The sequence below is a fragment of the Photobacterium sp. Ph5 genome (genome assembly GCF_022129445.1).
Taxonomy (GTDB): Bacteria; Pseudomonadota; Gammaproteobacteria; order Enterobacterales; family Vibrionaceae; genus Photobacterium.
Window position 1 is genome coordinate 15,839 of sequence record NZ_JADQAQ010000013.1, and the last position, 18,539, is coordinate 34,377.

The 18,539-nt window shown below is 41.3% G+C and carries 14 protein-coding genes; 4 read left to right on the forward strand and 10 right to left on the reverse strand.

Going from position 1 to position 18,539, the window contains the following annotated elements:
• Positions 1-362: 362 nt before the first annotated feature.
• The 4 genes from I3259_RS07190 to hemL form a co-directional block, all read right to left on the reverse strand.
• The gene (locus tag I3259_RS07190; protein ID WP_238029004.1) at positions 363-3,749 is read right to left on the reverse strand and encodes a response regulator; all 3,387 of its coding nucleotides are present in this window, start codon (positions 3,747-3,749) and stop codon (positions 363-365) included.
• Between the two features lie 298 nt (positions 3,750-4,047).
• Positions 4,048-5,070 carry a 16S rRNA (guanine(1207)-N(2))-methyltransferase RsmC gene (gene rsmC, locus I3259_RS07195; RefSeq protein ID WP_238029005.1) on the reverse strand — a complete coding sequence of 341 codons (1,023 nt, stop codon included), beginning with the start codon at positions 5,068-5,070 and terminating at the stop codon, positions 4,048-4,050.
• Between the two features lie 145 nt (positions 5,071-5,215).
• Positions 5,216-6,301: an AI-2E family transporter gene (locus I3259_RS07200; protein ID WP_238029006.1), complete on the reverse strand. Its 1,086-nt coding sequence runs from the start codon at positions 6,299-6,301 to the stop codon at positions 5,216-5,218.
• 345 nt (positions 6,302-6,646) lie between these two features.
• Complete coding sequence (hemL, locus tag I3259_RS07205; RefSeq protein WP_238029007.1) at positions 6,647-7,957, reverse strand: glutamate-1-semialdehyde 2,1-aminomutase; 1,311 nt, start codon at positions 7,955-7,957, stop codon at positions 6,647-6,649.
• Between the two features lie 323 nt (positions 7,958-8,280).
• Between hemL and clcA the strand changes: the two genes are divergently transcribed.
• Together clcA and erpA are read left to right on the forward strand one after the other, a co-directional pair.
• The gene (clcA, locus tag I3259_RS07210) at positions 8,281-9,684 is read left to right on the forward strand and encodes a H(+)/Cl(-) exchange transporter ClcA (RefSeq protein WP_238029008.1); all 1,404 of its coding nucleotides are present in this window, start codon (positions 8,281-8,283) and stop codon (positions 9,682-9,684) included.
• A gap of 61 nt (positions 9,685-9,745) precedes the next feature.
• Positions 9,746-10,087 (forward strand): iron-sulfur cluster insertion protein ErpA, encoded by a 342-nt coding sequence (gene erpA / locus I3259_RS07215; RefSeq protein WP_238029009.1) that lies wholly within the window; start codon positions 9,746-9,748, stop codon positions 10,085-10,087.
• Between the two features lie 78 nt (positions 10,088-10,165).
• Here the strand turns inward: erpA and I3259_RS07220 are convergent, their stop codons facing one another.
• Positions 10,166-11,383, reverse strand: coding sequence for a peptidoglycan DD-metalloendopeptidase family protein (locus I3259_RS07220; protein ID WP_238029010.1), 1,218 nt, complete (start codon positions 11,381-11,383; stop codon positions 10,166-10,168).
• 213 nt (positions 11,384-11,596) lie between these two features.
• Here I3259_RS07220 and tyrS point away from each other — a divergent pair, with 213 nt between their 5' ends.
• The gene (tyrS, locus tag I3259_RS07225; RefSeq protein WP_238029011.1) at positions 11,597-12,784 is read left to right on the forward strand and encodes a tyrosine--tRNA ligase; all 1,188 of its coding nucleotides are present in this window, start codon (positions 11,597-11,599) and stop codon (positions 12,782-12,784) included.
• A gap of 211 nt (positions 12,785-12,995) precedes the next feature.
• Positions 12,996-13,616 (forward strand): DedA family protein, encoded by a 621-nt coding sequence (locus I3259_RS07230; RefSeq protein WP_238029012.1) that lies wholly within the window; start codon positions 12,996-12,998, stop codon positions 13,614-13,616.
• Between the two features lie 53 nt (positions 13,617-13,669).
• Here the strand turns inward: I3259_RS07230 and I3259_RS07235 are convergent, their stop codons facing one another.
• The 5 genes from I3259_RS07235 to I3259_RS07255 form a co-directional block, all read right to left on the reverse strand.
• Positions 13,670-14,281, reverse strand: a complete 612-nt coding sequence (locus I3259_RS07235; protein ID WP_238029013.1) for a TRIC cation channel family protein — start codon at positions 14,279-14,281, stop codon at positions 13,670-13,672.
• Between the two features lie 112 nt (positions 14,282-14,393).
• Complete coding sequence (btuF, locus tag I3259_RS07240; protein WP_238029014.1) at positions 14,394-15,224, reverse strand: vitamin B12 ABC transporter substrate-binding protein BtuF; 831 nt, start codon at positions 15,222-15,224, stop codon at positions 14,394-14,396.
• The gene (locus I3259_RS07245; RefSeq protein ID WP_238029044.1) at positions 15,224-16,180 is read right to left on the reverse strand and encodes a cobalamin biosynthesis family protein; all 957 of its coding nucleotides are present in this window, start codon (positions 16,178-16,180) and stop codon (positions 15,224-15,226) included. Before I3259_RS07245 ends, btuF begins: the two co-directional genes overlap by 1 nt.
• Positions 16,181-16,252: 72 nt before the next feature.
• Positions 16,253-16,951, reverse strand: coding sequence for a 5'-methylthioadenosine/S-adenosylhomocysteine nucleosidase (gene mtnN, locus I3259_RS07250; RefSeq protein WP_107290882.1), 699 nt, complete (start codon positions 16,949-16,951; stop codon positions 16,253-16,255).
• Between the two features lie 162 nt (positions 16,952-17,113).
• The gene (locus tag I3259_RS07255) at positions 17,114-18,526 is read right to left on the reverse strand and encodes an FAD-dependent oxidoreductase (RefSeq protein WP_107260540.1); all 1,413 of its coding nucleotides are present in this window, start codon (positions 18,524-18,526) and stop codon (positions 17,114-17,116) included.
• Positions 18,527-18,539 lie beyond the last annotated feature (13 nt).

Genomic DNA, 18,539 nt, shown 5'->3' on the forward strand with positions numbered 1-18,539 from the left:
GCTTTTTATTGTGGTTATTTCTGTGCGTAAAATTTATCACCAAGGTTTGTTGTGATTCGCTTCTCATAAACAAAAACTAATTCGTTAGTCTAGCGTTATGGGCCTTAAATAGCGGTAATTGCTTTAAAAATAGTCAAAAAATAGAGTGTGACTCATGTCATTTTTATGCTTTTTAATGAGATATTTTCTTATTTAAAAAAACAGATTTATTCGATGGTGTGATAAAGATTTAACCCGAAAAAGAAGAGCTTGTTATGGCGTTATTATTGTATTTGTAGTGAGGCGTGATGTTTTGAGTTTGAATATTATGGATATAAAAAAGGCTCACGAGAGAGCCTTTATATTTGGTGTAAAGCATTCAATCAGCTAGTACTAATGGTGTGGTGTAGTTTGTCTCGCATAGCTACCACATTTTGACGCTCTATTGTTGTTTGAGGGCAGCGTTCTAGTACGTAATCCATCGTATGGATAACAGTTCGCCAACGCGGTGTTTTGGGTAACGTATCGATATGTAGATACTTATCAAGAGTACGTGTTTGTAAGGTGCTACGATCAAGGTATACTCGCCATAACCCACTTTCTTCTGCTAATTCAAATTTGGTTTTCTTGGTATCATTTTCCCATAGTGAAAGAGTCATACTCATCGACTCAACCAAGAGTTGGCGAATAAGATCCCCTTTATTTTGTCCACTACCATCAAGTTTATCAGCCAGACGCGTGAATTCGCCACCAAGCTCTCTGAGTTGCTGCAAGTTATTTTTATCCCCGTTAAAGGCAAATTCTGACAACATATCAACAGCATTTTCGAGTAAGCCAATACGATGGTCTGCTGAAGGGCCTTGGCTATCAAATACAAACATTTGTTTAAGACCTGATTCTTCAGGAAGATTAATGATATCGGTTGATAATGTTTGGATCTCATCATTAATAAAAAAGCTTAATTTGCCATTGTAATGATGGCTGTCATTAATACTACTCGGTAGATCTGCAGCGATAATATCCGAGATTGTATGTCGCTCTAGTTGTTCTGGTGATCGTTTAAATAACTTACCTGCAGCACTGTTAACGTAACGAATACGACCTTCATTTTGAACACAGATAATTGCTTCGCTGGTTGAATCAAGGAGCCCAAGCAAGCGGCTTTGTGCCTCAATTAAACTGACTTCTACTTGCTCTCGACGATGAATCTCTTGCTGAAGAGTCAGGTTTTTCTGCTTTTCTTGTTCGGTTTTTCTGGCTTGCAAGTAAGCTTGGATGCGTGCAATTAATTCTTCTTTATTAAAGGGTTTGGTTAAATAGTCATTGGCACCACACTCAAAACCTTTAATACGATCTTGGATCTGTCCTAAGGCTGACAGCATCATTATTGGCAATTCAAAGATTGAATATTGCTTCCTTAACGTAGAACAGACTTCGTAACCGCTCATTTCTGGCATCATAATGTCGAGTAAGATTAGATCTGGGCGTTGTTGGTGCACCATTTCTAATGCTTGATGACCACTATCAGCCGTTTTGACTCGATAGCCAGCAAGACGTAAAAAATTATTTAAAATTTGAAGGTTTACGGGCTCATCATCAACAACAAGAATAAGATCACCGTTAGGATTTTCAGGTAAATTGGTACCATCATAGTAACGTTGATCTAATGATGGCGCTTGAAAATGCTGAAGCATTGAATCATGAGATATCGCATTAATTTGTTCATCAGTTGCAAGGTTTAAAGTGAAACTAAAGGTGGTACCAATCATTGGTTGACTGCTGACATATAAGCGGCCTCCCATTAACTCAATGAGTTGTCGACTAATCGATAAACCAAGACCAGCCCCTTGGCGATAGTTTGCCGAGTTTGAGTTTGCTTGAATGAGTGGTTCAAAGATATGCTCCAGTTGCTCACTGGGAATACCTTGTCCGGTATCGACGACTTGTACTCGTAATTGCTGTTCTAATACAGTCGCTGAAATAATGATCTTACCTTCAGAGGTATATTTAATCGCATTACCGACAAGGTTATAGAGCACTTGTTCTAAACGTTGTTCATCTGCATCAACGAGTGGTAAATCTGCTGGGATTTGATTGATGATCCTTACTGGTTTATTGCCAAGTAAATGACTAGAAAGCTCCAGAACCAATCTCACCGCAGCAGACAGATCAATCGCATGGCGATGAATATCTAAATCACCATAACGCATTTTGTGGTAATCCAGTAGATCATCCACAAGGTTAGTTAAACGTTGTCCACTGTTGATGAGCATCTCTAATTGACGACGTTGAGAATCTTTTACTGGTCCATTTGCTCCTGCAAGTAAAGATTCAGCAATACCCACCATGCCATGGAGTGGGGTACGTAATTCATGGGATGTGGTTGCAAGGAATTCGTCTTTAAGTTTATCTGCGGTTTGTAGCTCATCGTTTTTTTGCTTGATAATCTTAAGGCTTTGCTCTAATTCGTCATTCTGAGTTTTAATTAAACCTATTTTTTCGCGAATAGATCGTTGCATACGTGAAAAGCTTATCGCAAGACGACCAATTTCATCACTACGTTCAGTACCTTCGATGACTTGATCTAAATCGCCCCCAGAGGCTTTCTCTGCTGCCCAAGTTAATCGTAGTAATGGTGCTGTAATTGAATTCGATAATAAATGAGAAGCAAAAATCACCAAAATAATAGCGGTGACCATTGCCACACCGAATATTTTCTCTAGTTCAGTAATTCGAGCAAAGGCTTCTTTTTCTGGTAATTCAACCACTAATGCCCATTTATTGTTAAGGATATCGAGTGGTGAAAAGGCACTAAGTACAGGTATGTTATCGTAGTTTTGAAAGCTACCTACACCAGATTTACCAGCGAGTGCTTCACTGATACTCTCACTTTTTAGTGTGGTGGGAACCCCAGTTTCTGCTGAAAAACGGAGTTTATGATCTTGACCAATCAATAAGGTTTGAACGTAGTTTGCATTATTACCAAGATCTTGAATAAGTTCAGAGATGGCCTTATTGCTTAGCTCCATAAAGACATAGCTATGCAAGTAACCTTGTTGGATGATTGGTGCAGCAAACCATGCAGTAGTATCACTAGTGTTGGCTGTTTGACTAAAGTCGGTAAATGTCACCGGTACTTGATCTGGTTTCGCCTGACTTTGCTTGGTTTTTTCGGTTATCGTTTCAAAGGTTTGCTTTAATGCTGGTGATGCTTGTGTATTCGTGAGTAGATTGACACCAAATAACTGGTGATTATGAACGGAGTAAACCACGTTACCAGAACGATCAACTAGCATGATGTCTTTGAAGTCAGACCGCTTTAAATACTCTTTATAAACAGCATTGTAGCGCTTGTACATTAAACGATAGCGCTCATGTCCCACATAAGTTGTTTTGTTATGAGTGTCATTTTTTTTGGTGAGAGTTTGCGAGAAATAATTGGCATGCCCTTGAGAAGCAAGTTGCTGTTCTATATCACCAAGTTGATGGTAGGCACCGACTAAACCATAAAAGCGACCGCCACTGTTATTCGATAATTCTGAGCGAGCGAAGCTCTTCACCTCTGATTCTTTTGCGGCAAAAAAACTGTAAAGCTGCTTTTGCTTATTATCACGTAAAGAAGCTAAGTGATTGATGCTTTGTTCAGCAAGATCTTTGGTATGAGAGTTAAGAAAATATAAGGCAGATAAAACCAAAGGAGTGATGCTAAGCACAATAAAGGCCAACATTAACGTATGTTGGAGACGTTTAAATCGTTTAGTATTCTGCATTCCGGTGCCTGAATAATATGATTGTAATTCGACTTGGATTGAGGATTAGAGACTAACGTTGAATTATAAAACGTTTTAAAAATGACGTTTTTGACAATTTTTCCGTTCGTTAGAAATCACTAAGTCCATATATCTTAATATGATACTGCTTATACGGACTTATTTAAAGCGATCAAGTACAGCGATAATGAAGCGTGTCGTAAAACACAAAATTAACGGTTTTGACGGAGTTTTAATTATAAAAAAGGGACAACAATGCCCCTCTTTAGATAAACGTTCCGTTGAAATAAATTAACGGTTATTTGGTTGCAGCGTAAATATTAAATTTGTTGGTCTTAGCCGTAATGTTGCACTCACCAAGGCTTGCTTCAATTAACGGCGGATATTGTAAGAAACTGTTGGCTACAATGACGAGTTGACCGTTATGGCTAAGGTATCGTGGTGCATCGTTGATAAATAGCTCTGTTGCGGCATAAAACGTTTTTAACCCCGCATGAAACGGTGGGTTACTGATCAAGAACTGGTAAGGGCCCGTTAACGTCTTATAGACATCGGTAGCAGTGAACTTGATCGCTTCAAGGTTATTGACCTTAAATGTTTCTTTTGCCGATTCAATGGCTAGCGCACTAATATCACATAGTTCTAAATCAATGGCTGGGTATTTGGCTTTCATCACTGCGCCAATCACACCGGCACCACAACCAAAATCTAATACTTTACCGTGTAATTTTGGCAGATTGTTTAGCAGTAATTCTGAGCCTTTATCAAATTCGCCATGGCTAAATACCCCAGGTAATGAGCGAACGGTGAGTTGTACACCTGCAATATCGATAGGGTAGCTGCGGAACCAATCTGATAAATTAAAAGCTTTTGGTGTGTTATCACAACGGCCCCAGTAAAAACTGCAGCGACGTGCTGAATCATATTTAGTCAGTGGGCCATATTCTGCAAAAAGTTTTTCTGCACTACGTACCCCTGAGCGGTTTTCACCGACGATACAAATTTCAACACCAGTACCGAATTTACTCAGTAACATAGTTAACAAGTAATCAGCTTCTGCTTTTGCTTTAGGCCAGTAAAGCAGGATCATATCGATATCTAATGTTTCTGTTAACTCAGCCCCGAAGTAACTACTTACATTATTAAAACGTTCGATATCTGAGTAGAAGCCATAGTTTGTGGTAAATACCGATACCGTTTGAGCGGTTTGACATAGCTCTGATGCGAAGGTATCACTTAATTCGCCAGCGATAAGGACTTTACGGTTTTCAAAAAACTCAGATTGACGAGCAACAACCTGGCTCGCGGCGCAATAAGACATGTAACTGGCCTCAATGTAGACATCATAAATTTGGGAGCGAATTGTTCCATAATTATGTGCCGTTGAAAAGAAATCAGCAGTAGAGAGGAAGATTGAATAGAAGAAAAATGCCGCCTTAGAATAAAGGCGGCATTGTAATGAAGGGTTAGTGAGTATCTTGTTGTTCTAAGAAGTCTTTAAATTCAACTTCATACATTTTAAATAACACTAATGTTACGCCAAAAATGATTGGACCGTAAATCATACCGATCAAACCAAATAATTGGATACCACCAATGATAGAGAAGAAGATCAGCAAGGTATTCATGCTTGAACTGCCTTGCATCAATAGTGGACGAACAACGTTATCGATTGAACCAACCACAATAATGCCCCAGCCCGCTAAGAATAATGCCCACTCCCATTGACCGATTAACAGTAAGTATAGAGATGCTGGTAGCCAGATAAGTGCGGTACCTACAACTGGGATCAATGAAGCAAATGCCATCATCGAGCCCCAGAAAAGTCCTGGAAATCCACATAGCCACATGGCGAAACCACCGGCTAAGCCTTGTGCTATGGCGGTTAAAAATGATCCAAGTACGGCAGATTTTGCCACTTGCTCAACCTCATTCATGATTTCATCTTCTTGACTACGAGATAGTGGGATCACATGACGGATTGCGGCAATCATTTTGTCGTTATCGCGTAAAAGGAAGAAAAGTACAAATAGCATCATCATAAAGTTCACTAAAATACTGGTTGCATCGCCTAGAATGCGTGCGCTGATATTTAGTGCTTGAGAGCCCACTTGAGAGGCCGTTGTGGCAATTTTCTGGATAATGACTTGTGGATCAAAATCATGGAATGGCGAGTACTTATCAATATAGAACAGCGCTTTTTGAGCGTAAGGATGGGCAAAGAGTTCTTTCGGGCCACCGGATGTGATCCATTCATAGCTTTCTTTAGAAACGGTTGTGCCTTGATGAACAATGGACGAAAACACCACAAGTAACGGAATCACAATGATCACGGTAAGTGTAAAACATGACAGCATTGCAGCGGTATTGGCGCGGGTTGGCATCAACGCAAGTAGGCGTTTATGTAGTGGCGCAAACAGTAATGAAATAATAAAGGCGAGAACAATTGGCCCTAGGTAAGGTTCGATGAGCTTGTAACTGGCAAATGCCGCTACAAATAAAGCAATAATAAGGAGCCAATGGCGAGGCTCTATTTTAAATGGCTGTGGCACGGTATATATCCTTTAATTAATAAGCATCATCATTACTGCTGTTATTGATAAAGATTATCATTATAATCATCATCGCTATAACTTATCGATTATACCCTTTATCGTGGAGATGGCTTATGGGATGTTGTAATTGTGGCTGTGATGACAAAAAAAAGCGCAAACCACCGATTGCACTAATTATTTTAGTTATCATGGTACTGCTTGCATTGTATTTTTGGCAATAACTTAGCCGTATCTATGGTTGTAGTTAAACGCAGTTTCTGTATTTTAGATACTAAAATAATGTCATAAAAAAAGGTCACAGATTGTGACCTTTTTTATTTTTATTTATTTGAGGCTTCTGAATTATTCAGGGCTTTTTTCACTAGCAAGCGTTGCAAAAGCAAAGTCAGCCGCTTCAAGTGTTGCATCAATCACTTGATCTGTATGTGCTAGCGAGGTAAAGCAAGCTTCATACGCTGAAGGCGCTAGGTATACCCCTTTTTCTAGCATTAAATTGAAGAAGCGTTTGAAACGTTCTACATCGCATTTCGTTACATCTTCGTAGCAGGTTACGTTTTCTTGATCAGTAAAGAAGAAGCCAAACATTGCGCCAACTTGATTAATAGCAAGTGGAATACCGTGTTTATCTGCAAGTGCTTTAAAGCCATCAGCAAGACGTTTAGTGGTATTAGCAAGACGTTTTTCATTACCGTCTTCAGTTAATACTGTTAAACAAGCATGACCTGCCGCCATTGCAACAGGGTTACCTGATAGTGTACCGGCTTGGTATACTGGACCTGTTGGAGCAACAAATTCCATCACTTCACGACGACCGCCGAATGCACCAACTGGCATACCGCCACCGATGATTTTTCCTAGTGTTGTTAGGTCCGGCTTGATGTTGTAATACCCTTGAGCACCACCTTCTGACACGCGGAAGCCTGTCATTACTTCATCAAGAATTAATAGCGCGCCAAATTCATCACAGATGTCGCGTAGCCCTTCAAGGAAGCCAGGTACAGGTGGAATGCAGTTCATGTTACCCGCAACAGGCTCAACGATAATACAAGCAATTTCCTCTGGGTGAGCTGCAAACGCTTCACGGACAGAATCAAGGTTGTTGTAGGTTGCTGTTAGAGTATGTTTTGCAAAATCTGCGGGTACGCCTGGTGAGCTTGGTTGACCAAGAGTTAATGCGCCAGAGCCTGCTTTAACGAGTAGACAATCTGCGTGACCGTGGTAACAACCTTCAAATTTTAAGATCTTATCGCGACCAGTAAAACCACGTGCAAGACGAATAGCGCTCATGGTTGCTTCAGTGCCAGAGCTTACCATACGTACCATTTCCATCGATGGCACAAGTTTCGATACAAGATCAGCCATGGTGATTTCCATTGCTGTTGGTGCACCGAAACTTAATCCTTGTTGTGCAGCATCGATCACCGCATCACGAATAGCTGCATGGTTATGGCCTAAGATCATTGGACCCCAAGAGCCAACAAAATCGATGTATGCATTACCATCAGCATCAAAAATATAAGCGCCATCAGCACGCTCGATAAAGAGTGGTGTGCCACCAACCCCTGCGAATGCTCTCACTGGAGAGTTAACGCCACCAGGAATTTTTTGTTGTGCTTTGGCAAATAAATCAGCCGATTTGCTTGTTCTGCTCATTGTTAGATCCTATATAAAATAATCAGGCGTAAATCCAATCCACATAGTTTTCTGTCCTAGGGATTGAGGCCAGAGAAGTGTGTAGATTGTTATTAGCCTATTGTACCTAAAAGGATGTAATTTAGGGAGAACGAATTACGGTGGTTACTTGCGCGAATTGAATAATTTATTACTGTTATTTTGTTATACAAGTCACAGCTGCAAAGCTATTTTTCAACATTAGCAGTATAATAAACATCCATCTTAGATTACCCTTCTAAATCCATAGTTTCATTTATCCTTCCTGCATTCTATATGCAATCTTTTGACAATACGGCCGAAAAATGACTGATAAAACGCATGGTATTCACATGCCTCCTCATCTTCAACCTCGCGTTTTGGTAAGACAGTTGCTTACCCGTGATAAAACGCCTGTTTCTGTTCTATTTTTATCAGCACTTGTCGGTACTCTTGCGGGTTTAGTCGGCACTATGTTTGAAATTGGTGTCAATTGGGTAACGGATCAACGTACAGACTGGTTACGTAATGAAATAACCAGTGTACTTCCTCTTTGGCTCGCCGCGTTTATTGTCAGCGCATCACTTGCGTTTGTTGGATATTACCTTGTCAGTCGTTTTGCGCCTGAAGCCGGCGGTTCTGGTATTCCTGAAATTGAAGGTGCAATGGAAGAGATGCGTCCGGTTCGCTGGTGGCGTGTGATTCCTGTTAAATTCTTTGGCGGTTTAGGTGCGTTAGGCTCCGGTATGGTATTGGGTCGTGAAGGTCCAACCGTGCAAATGGGTGGTAATATTGGACGAATGATCTCTGATATTTTCCGATTAAAAGATAAAGAAGGTCGCCATTCTTTACTCGCGGCGGGTGCTGCAGGTGGCTTAGCGGCGGCATTTAATGCGCCGATGGCAGGGATCATGTTTGTGCTTGAAGAGATGCGCCCGCAGTTTCGCTATAGTTTGATTTCTGTGAAATGTGTGATGATCTCTGCAGTAATGTCGAATATTGTCTTTCGCCTTTTACGTGGCCAAGAAGCGGTTATCTCTATGCCACAATATGATGCACCAGCATTGAAGTCATTATGGCTATTTTTAGTCTTAGGGATGCTATTTGGTGGCTTTGGTGTCCTATTTAACCGTATGATTATTTTTGCGTTAGATGGTTTTATTAAAATCCATCGTAATGAGCATAAGCGTTACTTAATTACCGGTGCATTAATTGGTGGTTGCTTTGGTTTACTTCTGTTGTATTTCCCTGAGTTAACTGGCGGCGGTATTTTCCTTATTCCTCATGCGACTAACGGCGATTACGGTTTGGGGATGTTAATGCTGTTGTTCTTTGCACGTATTGCAACCACATTACTCTGTTTTGGTTCTGGGGCTCCAGGTGGTATTTTCGCTCCAATGTTAGCCTTAGGCACCTTATTTGGTACCTTTTATGGCATGATCACACAAGGCATTTATCCTGATTTAGGGATTGATCCTGGACTGTTTGCTATTGCTGGAATGGGGGCACTTTTTGCGGCAACGGTACGCGCTCCGATTACGGGGATTTTGTTGGTTATTGAGATGACTAATAACTATCACCTTATTTTACCATTGATTGTTACGACTCTCGGTGCGACTATGCTTGCTCAGATGTTAGGCGGTCAACCGATTTATTCGCAGTTGCTACACCGAACAATTAAAAAAGAGCGTTTACGCCATGATTCTCCAACAAGTGAGCCTAATACTTGAACAACATAGTCAGGTATTAGATAATCAGCGTAATTAACAGAAGTGTGTGAGAGGTTTTGTAATGAGCGATGCTAATTTGCCGCTAACTTTTTCTGATGTTGCAGCGAATAAAGTAAAAACACTGATCGCTGAAGAAGAAAACCCGAATCTAAAGCTACGTGTGTATATCACTGGTGGTGGCTGTAGTGGCTTTCAATACGGCTTTACTTTTGATGAAAAAGTTAATGACGGTGACATGACCATTGAAAATAGCGGTGTAACGTTAGTGGTTGATCCGATGAGCCTACAGTACTTGATTGGTGGTACTGTTGATTACACTGAAGGTTTAGAAGGTTCGCGTTTCTTCGTTAACAATCCAAATGCAACAACAACGTGTGGTTGTGGCGCATCATTTAGTGTTTAAATTGTGACTTTATAATCATTGGGTCAAATAAAAGCCGACAAATATGAATTGTCGGCTTTTTTGTATCTAAACAAAGGGTTAGTTTAATAATATGTCATTGTTAGCAACTAATGTGCTCAATTGTTGAATATGCTCAAGTTGTTGTTTTGCTTTCTTTTTGAACGTTATTTGTTCGTTACCTGATAAGGAGTTGGCTTGCGGTAAATCTACTGTACGTGGATTTTTATGCTGGCCATTAACCAAAAATTCATAGTGTAGATGAGGCCCTGTAACACGACCTGTACTTCCTAAAGTACCGACAGTATCACCTTGTTTTACTCGCTGCCCTGTTTTTACCATACGCTTAGTTAAGTGGAGGTATTTGGTAACATATTTTGAGCTGTGTTTAATAAATACGTAGTTACCGTTGTATTTGTTATAGGCAGATTTTAAAACTACACCATCACCAGCAGCCCAAATAGGTGTACCTACAGGAGCGACATAATCAGTGCCTCGATGTGCTTTTACTTTTCCTGTTACTGGGTGTAAACGGCGAGGGTTGAAGTTGGAACTTACATAACGGAAGTTAACCGGAGAGCGAAGAAAAGCTTTACGCATCGCTTGACCGTTTTTGTCGTAATACTTGCCATTTTGATGACGGACAGCGGTAAAAGTTTGTCCCATATTGGTAAAGGTTGCCGCTAAAATTTCACCGCGATCGATTGGATTGCCTTCTAAATAATGCTGTTCAAATAACACTTCAAATTTATCACCCTCACGAATATCGAGTGCAAAATCAATATCCCAACCAAACAGTGCGGCAATTTCCATAATTTGATTAGCGGTTAATCCAGCTTTATCTGCCGCACTCCAAAAACTGGTTTCAATGGTGGCATGAGAGAAATTAGTCTGTGTTTCTATTTCTTTTTTATCCATCTCACTGGTGAAGGTATTGCCATCATGGCGCACAATCAAGGTTTCTAAATGATTACGAGGTTGGCGAAGCTCAACTAACGCCCCTTTGTTATTAAAGCCAAATTTAAGGAGATTACCTGGACGGAGTCTTTCTAATTGCTTGGTATTGTCATCAGTATTGATCAGTGTATGCAGAGTCTTGCTATCTAGGCCAATATTATCAAATGCGATCGCTAAACTCTCACCACTTTCAATAACATGTTTTTTCCACGTTAATTCTGCTGTTTGGTTTTTATCCGAAAGAGGTGTAGTCGAAGTGGTTGAAATAGCAATAGGGTAAGGTTTGCCTATTTTAAATTTACGCTCAACATGAGAAACGGTTTCTTGTTGAGAACTCGGCATTATCGCAAGTCCTAGCATTGCAATGCTGATCACTATGATAAAAAAGAGATTCTTCCGTGGAAAACGAGATGATGAAGTTCCTTTCATACTAAATTTTTCACATATATTCCGAAAAAATAAACGACCTTCAGTCTAACTGGTTTCAAAAAAGCGTGCTATTCAAGTAAGATGGTCGGCTTATTATTTTTGCCAATTTTGTGGGAGCGAACAAGAATGGCCAGCATTGAACAAGCACTTGTTGAGATAAAACGTGGGGTAGAAGAACTTATCCCAGAAGCTGAGCTGATTGCAAAGCTAAAAGAAAACCGTCCATTACGGATTAAATTAGGTGCCGATCCTACAGCCCCTGATATTCACCTTGGACACACGGTTATTCTTAATAAGTTGCGTACTTTTCAGGAATTAGGCCACGAAGTCACTTTCTTGATTGGTGATTTTACCGGTATGGTTGGCGATCCTACGGGTAAGAACGCAACACGTCCGCCATTAACGCGTGAAGATGTATTACGTAATGCGGAAACGTATAAAGAACAAGTATTTAAGATCCTTGATCCAGCTAAAACTACGATTGCGTTTAACTCGACATGGTTATCAGAGTTAGGTGCAGAGGGAATGATCCGTTTAGCGTCTAATCAAACCGTTGCTCGTATGCTAGAGCGTGACGATTTTAAAAAGCGTTACGGCGAGAATCGTCCAATCGCGATCCATGAATTCATGTACCCATTACTACAAGGTTACGATTCAGTAGCAATGGAAACAGATGTAGAGTTAGGCGGTACTGATCAGAAGTTCAACTTGTTAATGGGTCGTGAGTTACAAAAATCACATGGCCAAAAGCCGCAGGTCGTACTGACGATGCCATTGCTGGTGGGTTTAGACGGCGTGAAGAAAATGTCTAAATCGGCACATAATTACATTGGTATTGCCGATGCGCCAAGTGAGATGTTTGGTAAGATCATGTCTATTTCTGACGATCTGATGTGGAGCTACTTTGAATTGCTTTCATTCCGTCCAATGGATGAAATTGCTCAGTTTAAAGCTGATGTCGATGCAGGTAAAAACCCACGTGATGTGAAGTTCCTACTAGCAAAAGAGATCATTGCACGTTTCCATTCAGAAGAAGCGGCAGAAGCGGCATTGCAAGAATTCATCAGTCGCTTCCAAAAAGGTAACCTACCTGATGAAATGCCGGAGTTTGAATTCGAAGCCGGTCTTCCTATTGCGAACTTATTAAAAGAAGCAGCACTGGTTAATTCAACCTCTGATGCAATGCGTATGATCCGCCAAGGTGCTGTAAAGCAAGATGGAGAAAAAGTAGAAGACACGAAACTAGTACCAACTGCTGGCAACTATGTTTTCCAAGTGGGTAAACGAAAGTTTGCTCGTGTGACGATTAAATAATCACATTTATCTCGCAGCGTTATCTAAATAAAAAAGGACGTATTTGCGTCCTTTTTTATTATCGAACAAATAGTCTTTATAAATAACAACTTGGCTTTAAATCTTAATGTTGAATGGTTTGTGAAAGCTTACTTTCTAGCTTTGATCATTATGCCGACGACAATAGACAAGCTACTATAAAAAATTACTCTTCTTTTTATATCGACTGGCTATGGAATCGATTCAACATATTATTACTGAACTTACCCCACTGCTGCAGCAATATGGGTACTACATTTTGGCATTGGCAATTGCTGTTGAAGGTATGGGGATTCCAGCTCCTGGTCAGTCGTTATTGATTGTTGCAAGTCTATTAGCATCTACCGGTAAAATGTCATTACCTATGGTGTTATCTGTTGCTTGGGCAAGCAGCTTTATTGGTAACTGCATTGGTTATTTTATTGGGCGCCAGTTTGGTCATATTTTAACGAAGAAAGAATGGATTAAACCGCGAACGCTGACGAAGTTGCATCAGTTTATTGATCACTATGGCATGTTAGGACTTGTGATCAGTCGTTTTGTTGAAGGCATTAAACAGTTCATGTGTATTGGTTGTGGTATTGCACAAATGCCTGTACAACTTTTCCTATTAGGTAACTTCTTAGCGGTAACGATTTGGCTCTTGGTATTTGGTGTTGCGCCTGCTTATTTACATGATGAATTAGGGCCTATTTTAGCTTTCTACCATAAATATCAAATGCAATGTTGGTCTGTCGTTGCAGTACTTGTTTGTATACTTGGATGGTGGCTTGTTCGTCGATTTAAACGTCGCCAACCCTCGATTGAAGAATAAGTTCGCCTTGTTTGTATAGCGTTAAAAAAACCGCCAGTGTTGGCGGTTTTTTGTTAATTACGCAGTGCAAAAACAGGCAGAGACAGATTCCACTTAATGGCTGCGAGCCTTATTGTGAGTGTGGTAAAGATACCGATCACTGCAGCAACAGAAGGCAGTACACCTAAAGATAATCCAATGGTATGTACCATACCGCCTAGAATACAGGCTGTTGCATAAACCTCGGTACGTAAAACCATTGGGATCTCACGGCCGAGTACATCTCGGATCACACCGCCACCACAACCTGTTATCACCCCCATGATCACAGCGACCATTGGTGATGCGCCATAACGTAATGACTTTTCAACCCCGATAGCGACAAAGACCGCTAATCCAATCGCATCAGCGACAGGAAGAAAATACCATGGCATACGCTTGGGACGTTGGGTGGCGAGCATAGTGATAATACAGGTAATAAAAATTACCCATAAGTAATTGGTATCAGTGATCCAAAATACAGGGGTCGCACCTAACGCCATATCACGAATAGTACCGCCACCAATCGCTGTGACGCTGGCTAGCACGACAACGCCAAAAGGATCCATGCGTAATCGCCCCGCCATGAGTACTCCCGAGGCTGCAAAGATTGCAGTACCAAACATATCGAGAATATAGATGAGCATGTTTATCCCTATTTTAATGGAAAAGGGGGGAAAGTAGGCAGGCGATTGTACTGTCTAAATGGTGAGGTACAACTATAAATTCCATCTTTAGTGAGATTATTCACAGCAAAGATCAAGACTTTCGCACATTATCCAGTCGTTGACACACTTGTTCTATGGCCTTAATCGTACGTAGTGTAGGACGGTTTAACCAATCGCTATTGAGTTGATAAAGATGATGATTATCGACTGCAGGCAGCTTTCCTTGCCAATTTAACCATGGGCTATTTTCTTTTGACGTTGCATGACTTGAGCCGAAAATGACATTGGGTTGGCGCACAACAACTTGCTCTTGGTTGACTTGTGGATAAGCAGCACTGCTGGTGGCAAAAATATTTTCTCCTCCACAAATATTAAAGACAGGAGTCGGCCAGTTGCCATCTGAAATCGTCAACATTGGGCTATCACTTAATTGATAAAAGTAACGTACAGGAGACTTGTTCTGATAGCGTGCTTTAATTTTGGCGAGTTGTGTTCTAAATGTTGTAGCTGCAGTAATCGATTGACTTGGATCATCAGCAAATTTACCCAGTTTGATAATCGTATCTGCAATATCGGTTAATTGCGTTGGATTTGAATAAAAGATCTTAATCCCAAGTTGTTGTAAGCGAGCCATTTCACGACTAGGGTTCCCTCCTTTCCACGCCAAAATTAAATCAGGCTTTAAAGTAAGAATTCGTTCCATTTTAATGCCGCGATAATTTGCAACACGTTCTAATTTTTTCGCCTGATCTGGGTAGTCACTGTAATCACTGGCGGCAATCAGTTTATCCCCCAAGCCCGCACTGTAAGCCAGCTCCGTCATGTGTGGCGATAAGCTAATAATGCGTTGAACAGACAGTGATTGTTCTGCAAAGGCTGAGGTGAATGGGAATATAACCGCAATGAGAAGTAGGAAGCGCATTAAGCTAGTCCGTGAAAAATGATCAGTAAGCCGCTTTCGATAATGATCCAACACCATAAACGACTTGTCATTAATTGCTGAATTTGTGCAAGGTGTAACGATGCGGGGGCAATTTTCCCTCCGATACGCGGTCGTTCCATTTTCACTTGGTTGTACATTGCAGGGCCGCCAAGGGATAAAGACAGTTTGTGTCCGGTTGCGGCTAATAACCAACCCGGCCCTGGTAGCTGCCAATTTTCACCTTGCTGCATTAAACCATGAAAAGCATTTTTGGCATTTTGGCCAAGGGTAATTAATAGAGCAAACAGGCGCAGCGGCACAATATCTAAAATAAGTGCGATGCGAATCGCGGGTAAACCAAAAAAGCGGAACTGTTCACGGCTTGGTGACCAAGATCGCGCAAGGCTAATGGCTAAACGATACATAATCGCCGCAATACCACCACCAATGGCATACCAGAATAAGACGCCAATGACATTACGTCCGTAACCAAGTAATAGGGTTTCAGCACCCGCTTTACCTAGTCCAAGTAGTGATAAATTTTCAGTATTACGATTAATGTGATCGGCTAATAACTCACGACACCTGCCTTTGTGTTCAAGGTTATAGGCTTGGTTAAATTGTTTGCCTAATTTAGCTGATGTTTGCCAGTCTATTGCCATCCACAACAGGGTCATTTGGAAAATTGTTTGATACCAAACCAGTTGGCTAAAAGCGAACAATAAGATCAGTACCGTGCCTGACATTAAAAACCAAGCAAGTGAGCCTGCAAGAATACGTTGAGAAGGATTTTCTTTCGGGTGATTAACACGCTCTGCAATGAGCAGTGCGAGACGTTGCCAAATAACAATGGGATGAAGTGGGTAGGGAATGGGTAAAACCCAGTGCAATAATAACGCTCCCCACAAAGCGAGTAGGGAGCTATTAGTTGTGAGTAACGCAACAAGTGATTCCATCATCCGTGACAGCTATTCTCGTTTTAGGCTAGATGCTAAGCAAGGCCACTTAAATTAGTTACTACAAGGAGATTACTTAAGTAACTCAACCATTTTCTCAACCATGATTGATGAGCTTTTTGCTGCAAGTGGCAGGAACTCATCAAAGCTCATTGGCGATTCTTTATCTGCAACATCAGAAATAGCACGAACCACAACAAATGGTACTTTGAATTGGTGACAAGCTTGAGCAATTGCTGCCGCTTCCATTTCAACTGCAACTACTGATGGGAAGTTAGTACGAATGAAGTTTTGTTTTTCAGCGCTACATACAAATGCATCACCAGTACAAATTAGACCGCGAACAGCGTGTGGCTTTTCAGGTAAAGCAGCCAGTGCTTGCTCTGCTACATCCATTAGTTTTTCGTCAGATAGGAAAGCGGCTGGTTGTTGTGCCATTTGACCGATCTCATAACCAAATGCCGTTACGTCTGCGTCGTGGTAGCGAACTTCCGTTGAGATCACAACATCACCAACGTTAAGGCTTGATTCAAAACCGCCAGCAGAGCCTGTATTGATCACAACATCAGGTTGGAACGTTTCAAGTAATACGGCTGTGCCTACTGCTGCTGCAACTTTACCAATACCAGATTGTAACAAAACAACATCAGCACCATTTAGCGTACCGGTGTAGAGAGTACAACCTGCTTTGTTGTGTGTTTCGCAGTTTTCTAGTTGTGCTTTTAGGATCGCAACTTCTTGCTCCATTGCGCCAATAATGCCGATTTTCATTGATTCGTTCTCTTGTTGTTCAAGCGGTGCACCGAAGGTGCTGTCGTGTAATTAGTGTACCATGAGCGATAGAATTTATACCAAAAGTTATCGAGCGCTAATTTTTAATCAATAAAAAAGCGGAAGGTTACCCATCCGCTTTTGTCTGTTTAATTAACGTATTTAGACGTTGAGATAATCTAGTATGCCATCAGCTGCTTTACGGCCTTCATCAATGGCTGTTACCACTAAATCTGAACCACGAACCGCATCACCGCCGGCAAAGATTTTCGGATTTGTGGTTTGATAGGCAAAGTGTGCATCGAATGAAGTTTTGATCCGTCCCCATTGATCCAGTTCAACATCATATGGTGTCAGCCATGGCATCGCGTGAGGTTGGAAACCAAACGCCATGATCACAGCGTCTGCACCTAATACGTGCTCACTACCAGAGACAGGTTCAGGGCGACGACGTCCAGCGCTGTCTGGTTCACCTAACGCTGTTTTCACAACTTTAACGCCAGTTACTTTGCCTGAATTATCCACTTCAATACCTAATGGCTGAAGGTTAAACATAAAGTTTACGCCTTCCTCGCGGGCATTTTTTACCTCACGTTTTGAACCTGGCATATTGGCTTCATCACGACGATAAGCACACACCACATCTTTTGCACCTTGGCGGATAGAAGTACGGACACAGTCCATCGCGGTATCACCACCACCGAGTACGACCACGCGTTGATCTTTCATATCTAAGAATGTCGATGGACTTTCTAGTTCCATGACTTTGTAGGTATTAGAAATTAAAAATGGCAGTGCGTCATAGACGCCAGTTGCGTCTTCATTTTCCAATCCTGCGCGCATGTTTTTATAAGTGCCAACACCTAAGAACACCGCATCGTAGTCAGCCAGTAGCGATTCCATCGTGACGTCTTTACCGATTTCAGTATTGAGCTGAAACTCAACCCCCATTTCAGTAAAGATTTTACGACGGTTAACCATTACATCTTTTTCAAGCTTGAATGATGGAATACCAAAGGTCAGCAAGCCACCAATTTCAGGGTAGCGGTCAAACACCACAGGTTTTACCCCGTTACGCACAAGAATATCAGCACAAGATAATCCGGCAGGGCCTGCGCCGATGATCGCAACTTTTTTATCTGTCCACTCGACCCCTGACATGTCTGGTTTCCAGCCCATCTCAAAGGCTTTATCGGTAATGTATTTTTCAACATTACCAATTGTCACCGCACCAAAATCTTCGTTTAAGGTACAAGAACCTTCGCATAGCCTGTCCTGAGGACAAACACGTCCACATACTTCCGGTAAGGTGTTGGTTTGGTGAGATAGCTCAACCGCTTCAATAATACGCCCCTCATTGGCCAATTTTAGCCATTGAGGAATATAGTTATGAACAGGACATTTCCATTCACAATAAGGGTTACCACAATCTAAACAACGATCAGCCTGTGCACCTGCCTGCTGTTTGGTAAACGGTTCGTATATTTCAACGAACTCTATTTTACGTACATTTAGCGGTTTCTTTGGTGGGTCGATACGTTCGACGTCAATAAATTGGTAAACATTCTGGCTCATTCGGTTTCCCTCC